The 16,980-nt window shown below is 63.0% G+C and carries 20 protein-coding genes and 1 pseudogene; 16 read left to right on the top strand and 5 right to left on the bottom strand.

The window, feature by feature from the left end; all coding sequences use genetic code 11:
* Nucleotides 1–187 precede the first annotated feature (187 nt).
* Complete coding sequence (locus tag C5P05_RS23935; RefSeq protein ID WP_114972365.1) at nt 188–607, top strand: hypothetical protein; 420 nt, start codon at nt 188–190, stop codon at nt 605–607.
* Here the strand turns inward: C5P05_RS23935 and C5P05_RS23940 are convergent.
* Nucleotides 571–1,479, bottom strand: a complete 909-nt coding sequence (locus C5P05_RS23940) for a LysR family transcriptional regulator (RefSeq protein WP_114972392.1) — start codon at nt 1,477–1,479, stop codon at nt 571–573. The two genes, C5P05_RS23935 and C5P05_RS23940, sit on opposite strands and share 37 nt — an antisense overlap.
* Nucleotides 1,480–1,597: 118 nt before the next feature.
* On the opposite strand from C5P05_RS23940, the gene C5P05_RS23945 reads away from it, so the two are divergent.
* From C5P05_RS23945 to C5P05_RS24015, 15 genes and pseudogenes are all read left to right on the top strand, one after another.
* Nucleotides 1,598–2,032, top strand: a complete 435-nt coding sequence (locus C5P05_RS23945; RefSeq protein WP_114972366.1) for a VOC family protein — start codon at nt 1,598–1,600, stop codon at nt 2,030–2,032.
* A gap of 196 nt (nt 2,033–2,228) precedes the next feature.
* Complete coding sequence (locus C5P05_RS23950; RefSeq protein ID WP_114972393.1) at nt 2,229–3,251, top strand: sulfate ABC transporter substrate-binding protein; 1,023 nt, start codon at nt 2,229–2,231, stop codon at nt 3,249–3,251.
* A gap of 54 nt (nt 3,252–3,305) precedes the next feature.
* Nucleotides 3,306–3,896, top strand: a complete 591-nt coding sequence (ssuE, locus tag C5P05_RS23955) for an NADPH-dependent FMN reductase (protein ID WP_114972367.1) — start codon at nt 3,306–3,308, stop codon at nt 3,894–3,896.
* 138 nt (nt 3,897–4,034) lie between these two features.
* Nucleotides 4,035–5,021, top strand: a complete 987-nt coding sequence (locus tag C5P05_RS23960; protein WP_114972368.1) for a sulfonate ABC transporter substrate-binding protein — start codon at nt 4,035–4,037, stop codon at nt 5,019–5,021.
* Nucleotides 5,022–5,043: 22 nt separating this feature from the next.
* Nucleotides 5,044–6,078, top strand: a complete 1,035-nt coding sequence (locus C5P05_RS23965; RefSeq protein WP_114972369.1) for a sulfonate ABC transporter substrate-binding protein — start codon at nt 5,044–5,046, stop codon at nt 6,076–6,078.
* Nucleotides 6,079–6,111: 33 nt separating this feature from the next.
* The gene (gene ssuC, locus C5P05_RS23970; protein ID WP_114972370.1) at nt 6,112–7,011 is read left to right on the top strand and encodes an aliphatic sulfonate ABC transporter permease SsuC; all 900 of its coding nucleotides are present in this window, start codon (nt 6,112–6,114) and stop codon (nt 7,009–7,011) included.
* Between the two features lie 61 nt (nt 7,012–7,072).
* A complete protein-coding gene (locus C5P05_RS23975) occupies nt 7,073–7,900 on the top strand; it encodes an ATP-binding cassette domain-containing protein (protein WP_114972371.1) in 828 nt (275 codons plus the stop codon).
* 86 nt (nt 7,901–7,986) lie between these two features.
* Nucleotides 7,987–8,202: a TOBE domain-containing protein gene (locus C5P05_RS23980; RefSeq protein ID WP_114972394.1), complete on the top strand. Its 216-nt coding sequence runs from the start codon at nt 7,987–7,989 to the stop codon at nt 8,200–8,202.
* A gap of 58 nt (nt 8,203–8,260) precedes the next feature.
* Nucleotides 8,261–9,616 (top strand): LLM class flavin-dependent oxidoreductase, encoded by a 1,356-nt coding sequence (locus C5P05_RS23985; RefSeq protein WP_114972372.1) that lies wholly within the window; start codon nt 8,261–8,263, stop codon nt 9,614–9,616.
* A 3-nt stretch (nt 9,617–9,619) separates the two neighbouring features.
* A pseudogene (locus C5P05_RS23990) lies at nt 9,620–10,429 on the top strand (methionine ABC transporter ATP-binding protein); the annotation flags it as partial.
* Entirely contained in the window at nt 10,428–11,093 is a 666-nt protein-coding gene (locus C5P05_RS23995; RefSeq protein ID WP_114972373.1) for a methionine ABC transporter permease, read from the top strand. The pseudogene C5P05_RS23990 and the gene C5P05_RS23995, both read left to right, overlap by 2 nt.
* Nucleotides 11,094–11,172: 79 nt before the next feature.
* The gene (locus C5P05_RS24000; protein WP_114972374.1) at nt 11,173–11,967 is read left to right on the top strand and encodes a MetQ/NlpA family ABC transporter substrate-binding protein; all 795 of its coding nucleotides are present in this window, start codon (nt 11,173–11,175) and stop codon (nt 11,965–11,967) included.
* A 30-nt stretch (nt 11,968–11,997) separates the two neighbouring features.
* On the top strand, nt 11,998–13,293 hold the full coding sequence (locus tag C5P05_RS24005; RefSeq protein ID WP_114972375.1) for an O-acetylhomoserine aminocarboxypropyltransferase/cysteine synthase family protein: 1,296 nt from the start codon (nt 11,998–12,000) through the stop codon (nt 13,291–13,293).
* 139 nt (nt 13,294–13,432) lie between these two features.
* Nucleotides 13,433–13,879, top strand: a complete 447-nt coding sequence (locus tag C5P05_RS24010; RefSeq protein WP_114972376.1) for an SRPBCC family protein — start codon at nt 13,433–13,435, stop codon at nt 13,877–13,879.
* 121 nt (nt 13,880–14,000) lie between these two features.
* Nucleotides 14,001–14,750, top strand: a complete 750-nt coding sequence (locus tag C5P05_RS24015) for a tRNA-uridine aminocarboxypropyltransferase (protein WP_114972377.1) — start codon at nt 14,001–14,003, stop codon at nt 14,748–14,750.
* Here C5P05_RS24015 and C5P05_RS24020 read toward each other — a convergent pair.
* The 4 genes from C5P05_RS24020 to C5P05_RS24030 all read right to left on the bottom strand — a co-directional run bounded on the left by C5P05_RS24020 (nt 14,727) and on the right by C5P05_RS24030 (nt 16,565).
* Nucleotides 14,727–15,326 carry a mobile mystery protein B gene (locus tag C5P05_RS24020; protein WP_114972378.1) on the bottom strand — a complete coding sequence of 200 codons (600 nt, stop codon included), beginning with the start codon at nt 15,324–15,326 and terminating at the stop codon, nt 14,727–14,729. The two genes, C5P05_RS24015 and C5P05_RS24020, sit on opposite strands and share 24 nt — an antisense overlap.
* A complete protein-coding gene (locus C5P05_RS24025; protein ID WP_114972379.1) occupies nt 15,317–15,778 on the bottom strand; it encodes a mobile mystery protein A in 462 nt (153 codons plus the stop codon). Before C5P05_RS24025 ends, C5P05_RS24020 begins: the two co-directional genes overlap by 10 nt.
* 398 nt (nt 15,779–16,176) lie before the next feature.
* Nucleotides 16,177–16,326 (bottom strand): hypothetical protein, encoded by a 150-nt coding sequence (locus C5P05_RS33825; RefSeq protein ID WP_157979445.1) that lies wholly within the window; start codon nt 16,324–16,326, stop codon nt 16,177–16,179.
* Nucleotides 16,323–16,565 carry a nucleotidyltransferase family protein gene (locus C5P05_RS24030; RefSeq protein ID WP_332871366.1) on the bottom strand — a complete coding sequence of 81 codons (243 nt, stop codon included), beginning with the start codon at nt 16,563–16,565 and terminating at the stop codon, nt 16,323–16,325. Before C5P05_RS24030 ends, C5P05_RS33825 begins: the two co-directional genes overlap by 4 nt.
* Nucleotides 16,566–16,980 lie beyond the last annotated feature (415 nt).

Below are 16,980 nucleotides of genomic sequence, written 5' to 3' on the forward strand. Positions count from 1 at the left end.
GCCGTCGTGGCAACTCCGCGCAAGATTGAAGTGGCCCGCCGCCGCGCTCACGATACGTACATTGCCCGCGCGAATCGTCAAGATCACCTGACATACAGCAGGGTGCAGACGTCATAAATTCATCCCCTTGAATCTGGCTGGATGCCCGAGGGGCGCGGCATTCACATAAAAAAGAGGTTGACATACCGTGACAGACATTAAAAACACACCGATCTCGCACTTGCTGGGTCAGGTCTACGAATCGGCGCCGCCGGCCGAGCGCAGTCACCTGCTGGAGCACTTGTTGCGACCCTTGAGCCTGCTGTCACTGGCGGCCGTGGCCGACGGCATCTTCGCGGACATGCGGTTTCGCGGTGGGTGGCCGGACCAGATCCAGTTGGAGGATGCACAAAGCGTGCACGTCAGCCATGTCGTTGCGCTGGTCGACTATGTCCAGCAGGTCAACATCGAGTCCATCAATACCCTTACCCGCATGCTCATGCCTTCACCGCTGATGGCGAGTTCGGCTGCGGCGGCCTTGATGGTGGGCGTGCTGATGCAGCGCGTCCAGGCCCATCGCGCTTGTGGGGACTACCAGGGACCCGAGGCTTCGCCTACGCCGACCTGAGCCACGGGCCTGACGGCATCGCGCAGGCAATGCGCCAACTGGTTGACCAAGGGCTGGCTGACCTGGGGCGCTCGCTGGAGGATGCCGATCTCGCGGTAGAAAGTGTGTTCTCCCAGTGAAATGGCCCGCACCGGGTCGGGGAGCGGCAGGTGCGCTTCGACCATCGGCATCAGGGCCACGCCCAGCCCGTTCGCCACCATCTGCACCATGGCCTGGATTTCGTCGAGTTCGATCGACTCCTGCACGACCAGGCGCATGGACCGCAGGAAGCGCTCGACCATGCGCCCGCCGAACGAGGTGCGTTCATAGCGCAGGAACGGGTGCGCCTGGATCAGTGCGCGCCAGTCATCGCCCGTGGTTGCGGCAGGTACCACCAGCCTGTAAGGCTCATGGACCAGCGCTTGCCAGGTCAACTCCGGCAGCATCCCGAAGGGCGGGCGAATCATGATGGCCGTGTCGATTTCTCCGGCGTCGAGTTGGTTCATCAGGTCCATCGACACGCCCGGGACAATGCGCAAACGCAGCTGCGGGAACTGTTGGCGAAAAGGCACCAGGGCACGCGCCAACAGCGAGGACTGGACTGAAGCGATGGCGCCGATGCGCAGCAAGCCATGGGCGTTCTCGTCATCGGGCAGTTCACCGAGCTTGGCAAAGAGCCCCACGATTTCTTCGGCCCGCGCCAGTGTCTCGCCCCCCGCCGCGTTCAGCGTCGCGGAACGCCCGGTCCGGTCAAAAAGCGCAAAGCCCAGCGACTCTTCCAGACGCTTGATCTGGCTGCTCACCGCTGACTGCGTCAGGCCAATGCGCTCGCCAGCCGCCGCAAAAGTGCCATGGCGGGCGACGGCGATAAAGGTGCGAAGTTCGGGGATCATCTTTAAATCATCAATTATTTCGTTACTCAGGGCAAATATATATCGCTTTTCATGATCAATGAAAGCTTCTACAGTGCAGATCACGCCCTCTCAACCCCCCTCTTTCAAGGACACTGCCATGAGCACACCCGCCGCCACCCTCCCGCCCTTCCACCTGGCGTTTCCCGTCCATGACATCGCCGCCGCGCGCCAGTTCTACGGCGAATTGCTGGGTTGCCCGGAAGGCCGCAGCGCGCCGAACTGGGTGGACTTCAACTTCTACGGCCACCAGATCGTGGCGCATCTGGCTCCCGACGAATGCGGCCACACGCAGAGCAGCGCCGTCGATGGGCACGAGGTACCGGTGCGCCACTTCGGCGCGGTGCTGCCGATGGACCAATGGCAAGCCATGGCCGACAAGCTGACCGCCGTTGGCACGAAGTTCGTCATCGAGCCCTACATCCGCTTCAAGGGCGAAGCGGGCGAGCAGGCCACCATGTTCTTCCTGGATCCGTCCGGCAATGCGCTGGAGTTGAAATCCTTCGCCGATCTCGACTCCCTGTTCGCCAAGTAAGAGAGAGCAAGGCACGGCCGGCGTCACCCGGCGGCCCTGACCTGGCCTGGCCTGGCGCAACTCTAAAGATGATTGAGTAATTTAGAACTGAAAAATCGGTAGTTCCAGTTTTAAGCGCTGACTCCCAGAATTCACGCACATGCAGTTTTGCAGTTTTGCAGTTTTGCAGTTTTGCAGTGAATTCAAGGAGTCTTTCATGCCTACCCGTCGCCGCTTCTCAAGCCAGTTTCTCAAGGCCACTTTAGCCGCCACCGTGCTCGGTGCAGCCCTGGGCGCCAGCGCCCAACCAGCCGTTTCGCTGCTCAACGTGTCCTACGACCCGACGCGCGAGCTGTACGTCGAATTCAACGCCGCCTTCGCCAAGCACTGGAAGGCCAAGACCGGCCAGGACGTGACCATCAAGCAGTCGCACGGCGGCTCGGGCAAACAGGCGCGCTCCGTCATCGATGGTCTGGATGCGGACGTGGTGACGCTGGCCTTGGCCGGCGACGTGGACGCCTTGTACAAGAACGGCCAGTGGATTCCCCAGGACTGGCAAAAACGCCTGCCGCACAACTCGGCGCCCTACACCTCCACCATCGTGCTGGTGGTGCGCCAGGGCAACCCCAAGGGCATCCGCGACTGGGATGACCTGATCAAGCCTGGCATCAGCGTCATCACGCCCAACCCCAAGACTTCGGGCGGCGCGCGCTGGAACTATCTGGCGGCCTGGGAGTTCGCCAAACGCAAGCTCGGCGGTGACGCCAAGGCCAAGGACTTCGTGCAGGCCCTGTACAAGAACGTGCCGGTGCTCGACACCGGGGCGCGCGGCTCCTCCATCACCTTTGCCCAGCGCAACCAGGGCGACGTGTTCATCTCCTGGGAGAACGAAGCGCATCTGCTGGAGAAAGAATTTGGCGGCAAGGTCGACATCATCTATCCGTCTTTGAGCATCCTGGCCGAGCCGCCGGTGGCGGTTGTCGACAAGAACGTGGACCGCAAGGGCACGCGCGCCGTGGCGCAGGCCTATCTGGACTACCTCTACACCGACGTGGGCCAGGACATTGCCGGCAAGAACTTCTACCGCCCGATCTCGGAAAAAGCCCAGGCCAAGTACCTCAAGCAGTTGCCCAAGCTCAATCTGTTCACCATCGAGCAGGCCTTTGGCGGCTGGGCCAAGGCGGACAAGGACCACTTTGCCGACGGCGGCAGCTTCGACCAGATTTACCTGAAACAGTAAGCCCAAGCGCTGTCACCCATCTACGCCTTCAAGCATCCATCAGGGAGAAAAATAATGACTGTTGTACTCATCGCCGGCAGCCCCTCGGAAAAGTCGCGTTCCGCCGCCTTGCTGGACGGCGTGCAGCAGCGACTGCATGCCCGGGGCGCGCACGTCGAGCGTCTGCACATCCGCGACCTGTCGCCGCAGGCGCTGATCCTGGCGGACTTTGGTAATCGCACCATCATCGAGGCGAGTCGACGGGTGGCGGCGGCCGATGTCGTGGTGGTGGCGACACCGGTGTACAAGGCGGCTTACAGCGGGGTTCTCAAGGTGTTTCTGGACTTGTTGCCACAAACCGCGCTGGCCGGCAAGACCGTGCTGCCGCTGGCCACCGGTGGCAGCCCCAACCACATGCTGGCGCTGGACTATGCCTTGCGGCCGGTGCTGCAGTCGCTGGGTGCCAAGCACATTCTGCCCAGCATTTATGCCACCGACGCGCAGATCAAGCTCACGCCCGAAGGCACCTACCTGATTGACGAAGACATCGGCGCCCGGTTGGACCAGGCCGTGAACACCTTGATCACCGAAACGCTGCGACCGGTGCTGGTGCCCGCCGGCAAGTTTGCGTCCGTGCCTTTTGCGCAGGTGCGATGTAGCGTCTAAACGCCGCCGCCCCGCACGCTGATGCCCGCGCCTGACGGCCGGGCAGCTCCCTCAACCCGATTATTTTGAAACCCGCGCTCGCGGCAAGGGAGAAGCCTTGCCGACGCTCACCCAACTTTCGCATCCAAGGACACTCGCATGACACACCTAAACGCTCTCAGTAAAGCACCGAGTCACCCGCTGAACCGCCGCCAGCTGCTGGCCGCCGCGCTCGCCAGCACCGCACTGGGCAGCAGCGGCGCGGCATTCGCCCAACCGCCGGGCCGCGTGCTGCGCGTGGGCCACCAGAAAGGCTGGTTGTCCATCCTCAAGGCGCGCGGCACGCTGGAAAAGCGCCTGAGCCCGCTGGGCGTGAGCATCACCTGGACCGAATTCAACGCCGGCCCGGTGCAGCTCGAAGCCCTGAATGTGGGCGCCATCGACTTTGGCGATGTCGGCGAAGCCCCGCCCATCTTTGCCCAGGCCGCCGGCGCGCCGCTGGTCTATGCCGGCGCCACCGTGCCGCGGCCCAAGCTGGAGGCGGTCATCGTGCCCAAGGACTCGCCGATCAAGACGGTGGCCGACCTCAAGGGCAAGAAGATTGCCTTCAACAAAGGCTCCAACGTCCATTACTTCCTGGTCAAGCTGCTGGAAAAAAACGGCTTGAAGTACGGCGATGTGCAGCCCATTTTTCTGCCGCCGGCCGATGCGCGCGCCGCCTTCCAGAAGGGCGCGGTCGATGCCTGGATCATCTGGGACCCCTTCCTCGCCGCCGCGCAGAAAACGCTGGACGCCCGCCTGCTCGCGGACGCCACCGGCGTGGTCAACAACTGCAGCTACTACTTCAGCTCGCGCGACTTCGCCAGCCAAAACCCCGACGTGCTGAAGATCGCCATCGAGGAACTCAACGCCATCGACACCTGGGCCTCGAAGAACAAGACAGCGGCGGCGGGCGAACTCGCCGCCGTGCTGGGTCTGGACAAAAGCATCACCGAGCTCTACCTGAGCCGCACCGCCTTCGGCACCGCGCCGGTGACGCGCGAGATCCTGGCCGAGCAGCAAGTGATTGCCGACGCCTTCTTCGAACTCAAGCTGATCCCGAAGAAGCTCAACCTGCTGCACGCCGCCCCGGTGGCGCCGGGCTGAACAACCCATCAGGAGCAAGCCCATGTCTCACTCGCATCTCCCCACAAGCGGCACGCGGCGTCAGCTGCTGCGGGTGCTGGCCGTCACCGCCGGCGTCTGGAGCCTGTCGGCACCCATTAGCGCGCCCAGCGCCTGGGCGCAGACCGGTGCTGCGGCCAAGGCCCCGGCCCTGCTGCGCATTGGCTACCAGAAGGCGGCCGTCAATCTGGTGATCCTCAAACAGCAAGGCGTGCTGGAAAAGCGTTTCCCGCAGACCAAAGTCAGCTGGCATGAATTTCCGGCCGGACCGCAGTTGCTGGAGGCGCTGGCCGTCGGCAGCCTGGAGTTCGGCCTGACCGGCGACTCGCCACCGGTGTTTGCCCAGGCGGCGGCTAAGGACCTGGTGTACGCCGGGGCGGAGCCCTCCAAGCCCGAAAGTTCGGCGATTCTGGTGCTGAAGGATTCCCCGATTCGCATGCTCAGCGAGCTCAAGGGCCGCAAGATCGCGCTGCAAAAGGGGTCGAGCGCGCACTACCTGCTGGTGCGCGCGGTGGAGAAGGCCGGTCTGCAATGGTCCGACATCCAGCCCATCTACCTCTCGCCGGCCGATGCGCGCGCCGCCTTCGAGCGCAAGAGCGTGGACGCCTGGGCGATCTGGGACCCGTTCTATGCGGCGACCGAGCTGGCCATCCAGCCGCGCGTGCTGACCACGGGCCAGGGCTTGTCCGGCAACAACTCTTTCTATCTCGCGTCGCGCCCCTTCGCCAGCCAGCATCCCGACGCCATCGGCGCGCTGTTCCAGGAACTCACGCGCGCCGACCAGTTTGCGCAGGCGCGCCGGCCAGAGGCGATCAAGCTGATCTCGGACTTCAGTGGCCTGGACGCCGGCGTGGTCAGCCTGTTTCTGCAGCGCCGCCCGCCCTCACCCGTGGGCTTGCTCAAGCCCGACATGGTGGCGGACCAGCAGCGCGTGGCCGATGCCTTTGCGCGCCTGGCGCTGATCCCCAAGCCGGTCAAGGTGGCCGACATCGTCTGGCAAACCACGACCGCCCCGCGAACCCAGGCCGCCGCCAAGTAACCCCATTCACGCACTGACGCAAGGACTTCCCTCATGAACACAACCAGCCCTTCCCCAGAATTGCAGACCGGCGCGGCTGCCACCACCGTGCATCCTGAACAACCGTGGCCGCTGCTTCAGGACGGCCTCGCGCTCTCTGTTCAATGGCCAAAGATCCGGGCCGATGCGCTGGCGCTATGGCAGTACCTGCTGCCCTGGCTCGTCCCCGTCACCCTGATCGTGGCCTGGCAAATCGCCTCCAGCCTGGGCTGGATGTCGACCCGGGTGCTGCCGGCACCGCTGGCCGTCATCACGGCAGCCTGGACGCTGGCCGAGTCGGGCGAGTTGTGGGTGCACGTCCAGGTGAGCGCCGTGCGCGCGCTGTCCGGGCTGGCCATCGGCGGCGGCTTGGGGCTGCTGCTGGGCCTGCTGACCGGTTCGGTGCGCTTCTTCGAGACGCTGCTGGACTCCACCATCCAGATGGTGCGCAACATCCCGGCGCTGGCCATGATTCCGCTGGTGATTCTGTGGTTCGGCATCGACGAGAGCGCCAAGTTGTTTTTGATCGCGGTGTCGGTGTTTTTCCCGATTTACCTCAACACCTTCCACGGCATCCGCAACGTGGACCCGGGACTGATCGAGATGGGGTGCACCTACGGCCTGTCGCGTTGGCAGCTGTACACGCAAATCATTCTGCCCGGCGCCCTGTCCAGCATCCTGGTCGGCCTGCGCTTTTCGCTCGGCCTGATGTGGGTGATTCTGATCGTGGCGGAAACCATCTCGGCGCAGGCCGGCATCGGCTACCTGACCATGAATGCGCGCGAGTTCCTGCAGACCGACATCGTGCTGGTCGGCATCCTGCTCTACGCCCTGCTCGGCAAGCTGGCCGACATGTTTGCCAAAGGGCTGGAGCGCTACTGGCTGCGCTGGCATCCGGGGTACCAGGCGCCGTGACATCCGATCACTATGAATTACATAGCTATCTACGCACACTCAACAAGGGCTGGAGGCCAATTTGACTACTAAATCAAGCACCAACGGGCGTGGCGTGGCTTTGACGCTGCGCGGCCTGAGCAAACGCTACGGCGAGCGCGAGGTGCTGCGCCAGGCGCAGCTGAACATCGAGCCCGGCCAGTTTGTCGTCATCGTCGGGCGCAGCGGCTGCGGCAAGAGCACGCTCTTGCGCCTGGTGGCCGGGCTGGAAAAGGCCTCGGCCGGCAGCATCGCGGTGGACGAACAAGCATTGACAGGCTTGTCGGATGACACCCGCATCATGTTTCAGGACGCGCGCCTGCTGCCCTGGAAGCGCGTCATCGACAACGTGGCGCTGGGCTTGCCCAAGTCCCAGCGCGCCGCAGCCGCCGAGGTGCTGGCGCGGGTCGGGCTGGCGGATCGCGAAAACGACTGGCCGGCGCGCCTGTCTGGCGGCCAGCGCCAGCGCGTCTCGCTGGCCCGCGCCCTGGTGCACAACCCGCGCCTCTTGCTGCTGGACGAGCCGCTGGGCGCGCTGGATGCGCTGACCCGCATCGAGATGCACCGGCTGATCGAAGGCCTGTGGCGCAACAGCGGCTTCACCGCCCTGCTGGTGACGCATGACGTGCAGGAGGCCGTCGCCTTGGCCGACCGCGTGATCCTGATCGAGGACGGCCGCATCGCGCTGGACGAGACCATTGACCTGCCGCGGCCCCGCTCGCACGGCGACGCCGGCTTTGCGGCCCTGGAAAAACGCATTCTGGACCGGGTGCTGCAAAAGCCCGCCGTCGAACCCACAACACCGGACCCTGGCGCAAGCGACGGACGCTGGCCCGGCCTGCCGGCCCACGGCCTGCGCTGGGCGATCTAGAAACATGGCCCCCACGCTTGTCACTGCGTGTACTGCGCGGCCCCCTCTTCATTCACTTTTTTAAACGGACTTTCAAGGAGAAATTCATGTCCATTCAAGCCATCAACGTTCGGAACCAGTTCCGGGGCAAAGTGCGCGAGATCATTCGCGGCGATGTCGTGTCGGAGATCGATGTCGAGACCCCCTGGGGCATCGTCACCTCCGTCATCACCACCCGCTCGGTGGACAGCCTGGAACTGGTGGTCGGCTCCGACGTGGTGGCGCTGGTCAAGTCGACCGAAGTGTCCATCGCCAAGCTCTAGCCAACCCGAATTTCCCTTTCTTCCAGCTTTCCCAACTTTTAAGAGGCAGTCCATCATCATGAGCAAAAAACTGAGACAACTGAGACTTGGGGCATTTTTGCCCGGCGCCGGACAACACGTCGCGGCCTGGCGCCATCCCGATGCGGCATCCGACACCGTGTTCGATTTTGAACACTACAAGCGCCTAGCCCAGACCGCCGAGCGCGGCCTGTTCGACGCGTATTTCCTGGCCGACGGCCTGTCGGTGAATTTTGGCGGCGACGATGCGGGCCGGCGCGACCGCAGCGCTGGCTTCGAGCCGGTGACGCTGTTCTCGGCCCTCTCGACGGTGACGAAAAACATCGGCTTCATCGCCACCGCCTCCACCACCTACGAAGACCCCTACCTGCTGGCGCGCAAGTTCGCGTCGCTGGACCACCTGAGCGCCGGCCGCTCCGGCTGGAATGTGGTGACCTCGACCGACGACGCGACCGCGCGCAACTTCGGCCGCGCCCAGCAAGCGGTCGCCACCGACCGCTACAACCGCGCCGAGGAGTTTGTCGACACCGTGACCCAGCTCTGGGACAGCTGGGAGGACGACGCCTTCCTCCGCGACAAGGCCAGCGGTCAGTTTTTTGACCCGGCCAAGCTGCACTCGCCGCACCACAAGGGCCAACATTTCTCCGTGGACGGTCCGCTCAACGTGCCCCGCCCGCCCCAGGGTTACCCGGTGATCGTGCAGGCCGGTCAGTCCGAGCCCGGCCTGGAACTGGCGGCGCGCACCGCCGAAGTCGTCTTCACCGCCCAGCAAAGCCTGGAAGACGCGCAGGCCTTCTACCGTGAGCTGAAAAGTCGTTTGCCCAAGTTTGGCCGCAGCGCCGACCAGCTCAAGATCATGCCGGGGGTCTCGGTCTACGTGGCTGCCACCGAGGCCGAGGCGCAAGCCAAGCTGCAGCAGCTCAACGACCTGATCCACCCGCAGGCCGGACTGGCCCTGCTGGCGGGACTCTCCGGCGGCACCGATTTATCGCAGTACCCGCTGGACGGGCCGTTTCCGGAATTGCCCAAGACCGTGGGCTGGGTCAGCCGCCAGCAGATGATGGTGGACATCGCGCGCAAGCACAGCTTCAGCATCCGCCAGCTCTACCAGTGGATTGCGACGGCGCGCGGGCATTGGACGATCGTCGGCACGCCGGTGCAGGTGGCCGACCAGCTGCAACTGTGGTTTGAAAACGAAGCGGCCGACGGCTTCAATGTCTTGCCGCCGGTGTTGCCCGGCAGCCTGGACGATTTCGTCGACCTGGTGATTCCCGAACTGCAGCGCCGGGGACTGTTTCGCACCGCGTATGAAGGCAAGACGCTGCGAGAAAACCTGGGCTTGGCGCGGCCTGAGAACCAGCATCTGCTGGTGCGCCAGGAAGTGAAGGCGGCTTGACCGATGATCCAACTAGACAACATCAGCCTGAGCTACCCCGGTCATCCGGCGCCGGTGCCGGCCCTGCAGGGGGTGGACCTGCACGTCCGCGCAGGCGAGGTGTTCGGAGTAATTGGCCGCAGCGGCGCGGGCAAGAGCTCGCTGATACGGGTGATCAACCTGCTGAACCGGCCGACGCACGGCCAGGTGCGCGTGGCGGGCGCCGAGTTGACGGCCCTGTCAGCACCCGAGCTGCGCGCGGCGCGGCACCAGATCGGCATGATTTTTCAGCACTTCAACCTGCTGAGTTCACGCACGGTGTTTGACAACGTGGCGCTGCCGCTGGAGCTCAGCGGTGTGCGCCCGGCCCGCATCAAAACGCGGGTCGATGAGCTGCTGGATCTGGTGGGGCTGTCCGCCTTGGGCGCGCGCTACCCGGCCCAGATCAGCGGCGGCCAGAAGCAGCGCGTGGGCATTGCCCGGGCGCTGGCCAGCCAGCCCAAGGTCTTGCTGTCCGACGAGGCGACCTCGGCGCTGGACCCGGAGACCACGCGCTCGATCCTGGGCCTGCTGCGCCAGATCAATCGCGACTTTGGCCTGACGATTGTGCTGATCACGCACCAGATGCAGGTCATCAAGCAGGTGGCGGACCGGGTGGCGGTGCTCGACGCCGGGCGCGTCGTGGAGCAAGGCCCCGTCATCGAGGTGTTCACCCGGCCGCAGCACGCCACCACGCGCAGCCTGCTCGAAGACATCCTGGACCACGGCTTCGGCTCACTGGCCGCGCAACGGCGCGGCGCCGGCGCGGTGGGGCAAGAACAGGAGCTGGCCTATGTTTGACACCTTCAGCCCCCAGTTGCTCGAATTGTTCGCGACCTCGCTGTGGGAGACGCTGCTCATGGTGGCGATTTCGGGCGCCGTGGGCGCCCTGCTGGGCACGCCGCTGGGCGCGTACCTGCACCTGAGCAGCCGCGGCGGCGTGCTGGAAAACCTGGGCGCCAACCGGGTAGTCGGCGCCGTCGTCAACGCCGTGCGCTCCACGCCTTTCATCATCCTGCTGGTGGCCATCATTCCGTTCACGCGCTTCATCACCGGCTCCTCCATCGGCACCGCGGCCGCCGTGGTGCCGCTCAGCGTGGCAGCGGCGCCCTTTGTGGCCCGGCTGATCGAGACCGCGCTGCGCGAGGTCGATCACGGGCTGGTGGAAGCGGCGCTGGCCATGGGCGCCACCACGCGGCAAATCGTCTTCAAGGTGCTCTTGCCCGAGGCCCTGCCCGGCATCGTGGCGGCGCTGACCCTCACCCTGGTCAGCCTGACCGGCTACTCGGCCATGGCGGGGGCGATTGGCGGTGGCGGCCTGGGCGATCTGGGCATCCGCTACGGCTACCAGCGCTTCCTGCCCGAGGTGATGTTGGCCGTGGTGCTGGTGCTGATCGTGTTTGTGCAGGCGCTGCAAAGCGCGGGCGATGCGCTGGTGCGGCGCATCAGCCACCGTTAAGAGTCATTCAGACCTCTAGCCCCCGTGCTACCTGCGCAAGAAGCTCTTATTTCAATAGCGTTTTTACTTTGGAGTTTTCATGAACAAACGTACCCTGATCCACACCGCCGCCGCCCTGCTGCTGGCGGCCACCCTCGCGCCCGTGCTGGCGCAGGACAAACCGATCAAGGTCGGCGTCACCGCCGGACCGCATGCCCAAATTTTTGAACAGGTGAAAAAGCTGGCCGAAAAAGACGGGCTGAAGATCCAGATCGTCGAGTTCAGCGACTACATCCAGCCCAACGCCGCGCTGGCCACCGGCGACCTGGACGCCAACAGCTACCAGCACAAGCCCTATCTGGACCAGCAGGTCAAAGACCGCGGCTACAAGTTGGTCAACGTCGGCTATACGGTCAACTTCCCCATCGGCCTGTATTCCAAAAAGGTCAAGCGCCTGGAAGACCTGAAGGAAGGCGCCAGGTTCGGCATCCCCAACGACCCGAGCAACGGCGGGCGCGTGCTGCTGGTGCTGCAGGACAAGGGACTGATCAAGCTCAGGCCCGACGCCGGCCTGAAAGCCACGCCGCTGGATGTGATCGACAACCCCAAGAAGCTGAAATTTGTGGAGCTGGACGCGGCGCAGTTGCCGCGCTCGCTGGACGACCTGGACGCCGCCGCCGTGAACACCAACTACGCCCTGCCCGCCGGACTGAGTCCGGCCAGGGACGCCATCGCCCAGGAGAACGCCAAGAGCCCCTACGTCAACCTGATCGCCGTGCGCGAGCAGGACAAGGACAAGCCCTGGGTCGCCAAGCTGCTCAAGGTCTACCAGTCGGACGCCATCCGCCAGTTCATCCTGACCGAGTTCAAGGGCGCGGTTGTACCGGGTTTTTGAGCATCACCCCTCCCACCACGAAAGCCACCCATGTCTGAAACCTGGAAATTTGAAACCCTCTCCGTCCACGCCGGCTACTCGCCCGACCCGACCACCAAGGCGGTGGCGGTGCCGATCTACCAGACCGCCGCTTACGCTTTCGACAGCGCGCAGCACGGCGCCGACCTGTTCGACCTGAAGGTGCCGGGCAACATCTACACCCGCATCATGAATCCGACGCAAGACGTGCTGGAAAAGCGCGTGGCGGCGCTGGAAGGCGGTCTGGCCGCGCTGGCGCTGGCTTCGGGTCAGGCGGCCGTCACCTACGCGATCCAGACCATCACGGAAGCCGGCGACAACATCGTCGCCAGCACCGCGCTGTATGGCGGCACCTACAACCTGTTCGCGCACACCTTGCCGCAGTTCGGCATCACCACCCGTTTCGCCGACCCGCGTGATCCCGAAAGCTTTGGCGTGCTGATCGACGACAAAACCAAGGCGGTGTTCATCGAGTCCCTGGGCAACCCGCAGGGCAACGTCACCGACATCGCCCGCATCGCCGAAATCGCGCACCGCCACGGCGTGCCGCTGATCGTCGACAACACCGTGGCCACGCCTTACCTGCTGCGTCCCATCGAGCACGGCGCCGACATCGTGGTGCATTCGCTCACCAAATACCTGGGCGGCCACGGCACCTCGATTGGCGGCGCGATTGTGGACTCGGGCAAGTTCCCGTGGGCCGAGCACAAGGCGCGCTTCAAGCGCCTGAACGAGCCCGACCCAAGCTACCACGGCGTGGTCTACACCGAGGCGCTGGGGCCAGCCGCCTACATCGGCCGCGCCCGCGTCGTGCCCTTGCGCAACACCGGCGCCGCCATTTCGCCGTTCAATGCCTTCCTGATCCTGCAGGGCATCGAGACCCTGGCGCTGCGCATGGAGCGCATCACCGACAACACGCTCAAGGTGGCGAGGTTTCTGCAGGAGCATGCCAAGGTGGAATGGACCAACTACGCCGGACTGTCCGGTCACCCCGACCATGCGCTGGCAAAAAAATACCTGGGCGGCAAGCCCTCGGGTCTGCTGACTTTTGGCGTCAAGGCCGCGCCTGGCGAAGGCCGCGTCGCCGGCGCCCGCTTCCTCGATGCACTCAAGCTGTTCACGCGCCTGGTGAACATCGGCGACGCCAAGTCGCTGGCCACCCATCCGGCCTCGACCACGCACCGCCAGCTCTCGCCCGCGGAGCTGGTCAAAGCCGGCGTGCCGGAGGACGCGGTGCGCTTGTCGATTGGCATCGAGCACATTGACGACTTGCTGGCCGATCTGAAGCAAGCGCTGGACGCGGTTTGAAGCGTGTGACCTTAAGCCGATGAATTTCCAGCAACTGAAGTCGGTCCGGAAGGCGAGAGGCGCCAACGGTTGACAAAATCGGTGCGCTTGGAATCAAATTCTGTCTTCCCGAAGAGCGAACCAAAAAGGAGAATTGATCATGGCGACAGGCACCATCCGACTTCATCGCGTACTCCGCGCCAATCCAGAGCGCATCTATCAGGCGTTTCTGGATGCTGACGCAATGGCCAAATGGCTACCGCCTTACGGTTTCACCTGCAAGGTTCACCATCTGAAGGCAGAAGTTGGCGGCACTTACAAAATGGCGTTCACCAACTTTTCGACCGGTCACGGTCATGCCTTTGGCGGTGTGTACCGTGAACTGGTGCCCTTTGAAAAACTTTGCTACACGGACCAGTTCGATGACCCGAACCTGCCCGGCGAAATGACGACGACCGTGACCTTGAAGCCCGTCTCATGCGGAACCGAGATCAGCATCGTGCAGGAAGGGGTGCCTGAAGTCATTCCAACCGAAATGTGCTACCTCGGCTGGCAAGAGTCGCTCGCCCAACTGGCGAAACTCGTCGAGCCCAACATTCCGGATTAACGCGGCAAGCCCTGGCGATTTGGCGACAGGGCGGGGTCAGGGGCCGCTGCATAATCCCGGCTCTTCTTTAACCCACTGGCCCACCGATGTCCTGCCTCTTTTCTTGCCTGCGGGCAGTGCCATGAGCCACGCGGTCGCCCGCCTGCGCGCGGTGCGCATGGCGCGCCGTGACGAGCCCTTTATCGCCCGCGGTTCGCGCGCGCCACGCTGCCCCGGTTGCCGGGTGATCTTCAGCCACTGTCTGTGTGCCTTGCGCCCCCAAGTGCCGACCCGCTCGGGCATGTGCCTGATCATGTGCGACATCGAGCCGCTCAAACCCAGCAATACGGGCTGGTTGATCGCCGACGTGGTGAGCGACACTGCCGCCTTTGGCTGGTCGCGCACCGAGGTGGACCCCGCCTTGCTGAGCCTGCTGGCCGACCCGCAGTGGGAGCCCTATCTGGTGTTTCCCGGCGAGTTTGTCGCCCCTGAGCGCGTCGTCACCGAGGTGCCAGTGCTCGCCGGAAAACGCCCGCTGTTTGTCTTGCTCGATGCCACCTGGCCGGAGGCACGCAAGATGTTTCGCAAAAGCCCCTATCTGAATCACTTGCCGGTGCTCAGCCTGCAGCCAGAACAACTCTCGCGCTACCGCCTGCGCCGCTCGACCCGCGATGACCACCTGTGCACCTCGGAGGTGGCTGCACTGTGTTTGGCCCTGGCGGGTGAGCCGCATGCTGGTGAGACTTTGGAGACCTATCTGGAGGTCTTCACCAACCATTATTTGAATGCCAAACAGTCCGTGCCGCCGGATCTGGAGGACGCTGCGCATCAGCGTTTGCGCGCCCTCGCGATGAGATCGACTTGCGCTTTAGCTGCGCACGAAAGCCAATAAAGCCGTGAATTCATTCTTGTCCGCAGCTCGTAATGCGGCGAGATACCGAGCCCGTACCTCGTTGGCGCTGACCAGGTTTCCGCCACCGCCCCAACTGAAAGCGGGTCGCCCCAATTGCTTCAGCAAAGCGTCGGCCATCATTCGTGAATGACGGCCATTGCCGTTGGGGAACGGATGTATCCAAACCAAGACATGATGAAACCGTGCGGCTAGTTCATCCGGCGGAAACGTTTCGTTTTCGACCCAATATTTGGCATTGCCGAGCAGCTGATTCAGCTTTACCGCCACCAAGGTCCAATCGCAACCGATGTTCTTGTCCGACATTCGAAACGTGCCCGCCCACTTCCAGGTTTTGTTGAACATCCTTCGGTGCAAATTTCGGCAAAAGCTTTCAGACAGCACCTCTGGAATCTTGGCACGTCGGAGCCACTTGGTGGCCTGAAGGATGTTTTCCTGTTCCCAGTCATTCAGCGCGCCCTTCGTTTCGATGTGCCTCGGAATCAGTCCTGCCTTTTCATCCGGGTCCAGCGGGGTCTGCCCGTCTTGCTCGTCGGGAGCGTCGAGGTCTAGCGCCATAGGTTGGACCACTTCCCGCGCAGCAGCTCTTCAGCACGACGGGCCACCTGCTTTTGGATGCGCTCGTCCGTGGGCCTTTGATCTTCCAAGCTCATCGTATGCGCCACCCCGTACACCTCTTCCTTCGCCAGCTGCTTCGCACGGTCCTGCACCACCTCCGTCAGAGGCTTGCGGGGCACGAGGGCGTAAACCAGCTCACAGTTCAAGCCGTCGGCCAACTTGCGCAGCTGACCGAGCGTGATGCGCTCCTCGGCTTCTGATTGTTCAGACTTGTGCAGCGTGGAGCCTGAGATACCCAAGCGCTCGGCTTGTTGGCGCTCAGTACGGCCGAGGGCCTCGCGGATTTCTTTCAGCCAGCCGCGCGACGGTGCCCGTTTCGCCAGCAGAACCCCATAGGCCTTCACCGTTGCCTGGAGCTGCTCCACCCGTAGATTGTTGAATTCAGAGGACATTTTGCTAGCCTATAAGCAATCAATTTCATCAGTGATGATAGCCTATTAGGAAGCAAATATCAATATTCTGCGGCAGTAATGAGAAGCAAAAACTTAAATCTTGGATCCCTGAAGGGAAGCAAATCTCTGTCCTTGCTTTCCTTCAGGAGGGCATTTCTCAGCGCGCCGCAGTAGCGGGCAATCACCTTGTCATCGGGCACCGGGTGGTTTTTCCAGAATTTGGCATGGTGGACTCCGTGTTGCCTGGATTGAGGTCGCAGTTCTTGCCGCACCCGCCTTCACAGCACCGGCCAAAATCGGACCCTACGGCTGCTGCCGCCCAATATTTATAACAAATCAGCCTCTAGCCCCCGTATTCATTGCGCAAGAAGCTACTGTTTTAATAGCGTACTCAGACTTCATTCGATGTTCTCAATCACGGCGCGCTGCGTCTTGCCATCGGTCAAAAACTGTTCTTTTCCAAGGTCGCCAATGTCTGATCTTGCGTTTTGAGCGGCTTCCAGCATGTGCTGCACACGACCAGACACCTTTTGGTGGGCTTTGCTCATACCGGGACGGCTTCACGCAAAATGTCGGCCCGAAATCGCTCATGCAGCGACATCGGTGTTTGTATGTCAGCCTTGACTCCCAGGATTTGCTCGATCTCGCGCTTGATTCTGACCAAGCTGACAAGGGATGTCCGATCATCTATGGGATCGACCAATAGATCGATATCACTGTTTTCCGTATCGTCGCCATGCAGGACTGATCCAAACACGCGCGGGTTGCAGGCATCATTTTTTTTCAACGACGGATCGAATGGCCGAACGGTGCAATTCCAGGGCTTCGGAGGGCTTCATCAATGTCAATCCAAGGGGTGAAAAGTTGCTTCAGTTTACAGATTTGACTGACAAGGTTCAGCGCTTGTTGCCCCCATGTGCTTGAGGTGTTCCTCCACGCGGGCGGCCAGCATCGCCATCTCGTCAGTAAGCTGCGGCAGCGGCGTGACGAGCCCTTTATCGCCCCTGAACGCGTCGTCACAGAGGTGCGAGTGGTCCCCGGAAATAGGCCACTGTTTGTCTTGCTCGATACCACCTAGTCTTACTGTGTCATAAATTTAATCTTCTACTTACCCAGTGGCAATGAGGGCAATGTCCCAGATCGCTGGCCAGTGCGACGCTCAGGCGCAGGCGTAGCGTCGTGATCGAGTCCGCTACGTGACG

The sequence above is a fragment of the Rhodoferax ferrireducens genome, assembly GCF_003347515.1.
GTDB lineage: Bacteria > Pseudomonadota > Gammaproteobacteria > Burkholderiales > Burkholderiaceae_C > Rhodoferax.

Bases quoted from the DNA above. Each gene is read 5' to 3' on its own strand.
- ssuC (WP_114972370.1), top strand. From the start codon at position 6,112: ATGAACACAACCAGCCCTTCCCCAGAATTGCAGACCGGCGCGGCTGCC.
- C5P05_RS23980 (WP_114972394.1), top strand. From the start codon at position 7,987: ATGTCCATTCAAGCCATCAACGTTCGGAACCAGTTCCGGGGCAAAGTG.
- C5P05_RS24005 (WP_114972375.1), top strand. From the start codon at position 11,998: ATGTCTGAAACCTGGAAATTTGAAACCCTCTCCGTCCACGCCGGCTAC.
- C5P05_RS24025 (WP_114972379.1), bottom strand. From the start codon at position 15,778: ATGTCCTCTGAATTCAACAATCTACGGGTGGAGCAGCTCCAGGCAACG.
- C5P05_RS24010 (WP_114972376.1), top strand. From the start codon at position 13,433: ATGGCGACAGGCACCATCCGACTTCATCGCGTACTCCGCGCCAATCCA.
- C5P05_RS24015 (WP_114972377.1), top strand. From the start codon at position 14,001: ATGAGCCACGCGGTCGCCCGCCTGCGCGCGGTGCGCATGGCGCGCCGT.
- C5P05_RS23965 (WP_114972369.1), top strand. From the start codon at position 5,044: ATGTCTCACTCGCATCTCCCCACAAGCGGCACGCGGCGTCAGCTGCTG.
- C5P05_RS23985 (WP_114972372.1), top strand. From the start codon at position 8,261: ATGAGCAAAAAACTGAGACAACTGAGACTTGGGGCATTTTTGCCCGGC.
- C5P05_RS24020 (WP_114972378.1), bottom strand. From the start codon at position 15,326: ATGGCGCTAGACCTCGACGCTCCCGACGAGCAAGACGGGCAGACCCCG.
- C5P05_RS23940 (WP_114972392.1), bottom strand. From the start codon at position 1,479: ATGATCCCCGAACTTCGCACCTTTATCGCCGTCGCCCGCCATGGCACT.
- C5P05_RS33825 (WP_157979445.1), bottom strand. From the start codon at position 16,326: ATGAGCAAAGCCCACCAAAAGGTGTCTGGTCGTGTGCAGCACATGCTG.
- C5P05_RS23960 (WP_114972368.1), top strand. From the start codon at position 4,035: ATGACACACCTAAACGCTCTCAGTAAAGCACCGAGTCACCCGCTGAAC.
- C5P05_RS23995 (WP_114972373.1), top strand. From the start codon at position 10,428: ATGTTTGACACCTTCAGCCCCCAGTTGCTCGAATTGTTCGCGACCTCG.
- C5P05_RS23950 (WP_114972393.1), top strand. From the start codon at position 2,229: ATGCCTACCCGTCGCCGCTTCTCAAGCCAGTTTCTCAAGGCCACTTTA.
- C5P05_RS24000 (WP_114972374.1), top strand. From the start codon at position 11,173: ATGAACAAACGTACCCTGATCCACACCGCCGCCGCCCTGCTGCTGGCG.
- ssuE (WP_114972367.1), top strand. From the start codon at position 3,306: ATGACTGTTGTACTCATCGCCGGCAGCCCCTCGGAAAAGTCGCGTTCC.
- C5P05_RS23945 (WP_114972366.1), top strand. From the start codon at position 1,598: ATGAGCACACCCGCCGCCACCCTCCCGCCCTTCCACCTGGCGTTTCCC.